The following is a 1,407-nucleotide window of genomic DNA, read 5'->3' as shown; positions in this document are numbered from 1 at the left end:
ATGATAACGTTTACAGATCAAGTAACAAATTTGTTTAAGCACGGTTTTAAACGTTCTCGACCATGCCACGAGCCTGGTGTAGCAGAAGCAATGCGTTTAGTAAAATCGTGGTGTGGTGGGCAATATGGATATTTTTCTGGGCATGCTTCTAACTCTATGGCAGTTGCCGTTTTTACTGGGTTAATGTTGCGAGAAAAGTATAAATATTTAGTTTTTATATTACTTTTTTGGGCATTTGCAATGGCATACAGTCGTGTATACATTGGCGTACATTACCCTTTAGATATTGTTAGTGGAATGTTATTTGGAGCTTTGTCAGGTTTTGGGTTTTATAAGTTAGATAAGTATTTACAGCGTCGTTTTACGTTACAATAATTATTGTTTTTTTGAAACAATGTAATACGTGCTAAATAAACGTTTGTTATACTGTTTACTATCCTTTTTTGCAAAATTTAAATCGTAAGTAGTAATTTCTTTAACATCAAAATTAGTATTTAAAATAGTTTTTTGCTTATCGGTCATATCGTTAACTAAAAGGCCAAACTCACTATCGGTAGGAAAAATATATTCCTTATTCTTTATAGGAATTTGTTTAATAATACCACCGTAATTCCAAATAGTTTCTGGAGCAATATAGTTATAAGCGTATAATTTAATACCGCGCATTTCATTTTCGGCTCTTAAATCGGAGATAGGTTTGTAAGCATCACTTTTTAAAGCTTCAATTAGTGGTAAACCAAAAACAAATACAGATGCAAAAAAGAATACTGTTAATAGGAAAACATTTTTAATTTGTTTTTTTAGTAATTGAATTATAAGGTAAACTCCAGTTACAGGGAATACAATAGCAGCTAATATAAACCAAGGATTTTGCAGTTCTATATTTAAAGCAAAAAATAAAACAAAAGGTAAGGCAATGGCTATTGTAGCAATAAGACCAAAATTGAAATAAACAGGAATAGTTTCTCGTTTATCTTTTAAGGTTATAAATTTCCTAAATAAATACTCGATATAAAAACCAATATTAAAAGCCAAAGGTATAAGTACAGGCATTAGATAACGTGATTTTTTTTCTGGGATAATAGAGAGTAATATTACTGCAAAAATGGTCCATAAAAAACTAAATTTGTAGGCTTTGTAATGAGATACTCTTGTTTTTAGATAAGGATACAGTAAACTTATAACAGCAGGAATAGTCCATAACCCGCTCTGCGTGAAAAAACTCCAGTAGTAATAAAAAGGTCTTACATTATAACTTGTCCAGTTTCCAGTTTCTTTACTAGTAATAGCATTAAAGGTTTCTGGATCTTGTATGCGAACATATAAATACCACCAACCACCTACTATAAGGGCTATAATAAGTATGCTAAACAACGCTGTTGTTTTTCGTTTTATATACTTGTATTT

At 30.7% G+C, this 1,407-nt stretch carries 1 protein-coding gene and 1 pseudogene; one reads left to right on the top strand and one right to left on the bottom strand.

Translation table 11 applies throughout. The features are described from left to right. The coding region (locus ACVC2P_RS01155; RefSeq protein ID WP_452596650.1) for a phosphatase PAP2 family protein at nt 1-375 on the top strand (375 nt) is incomplete at its 5' end. Here ACVC2P_RS01155 and ACVC2P_RS01150 read toward each other — a convergent pair. Then, nucleotides 376-1,407: pseudogene (locus ACVC2P_RS01150) on the bottom strand (glycosyltransferase); the annotation flags it as partial. It abuts the gene before it with no gap.

The sequence above is a fragment of the Pontimicrobium sp. MEBiC01747 genome (assembly GCF_053601635.1).
The sequence above is the reverse complement of the archived record's forward strand: the minus strand, read 5'-3'. Positions and strand labels throughout refer to the sequence as shown.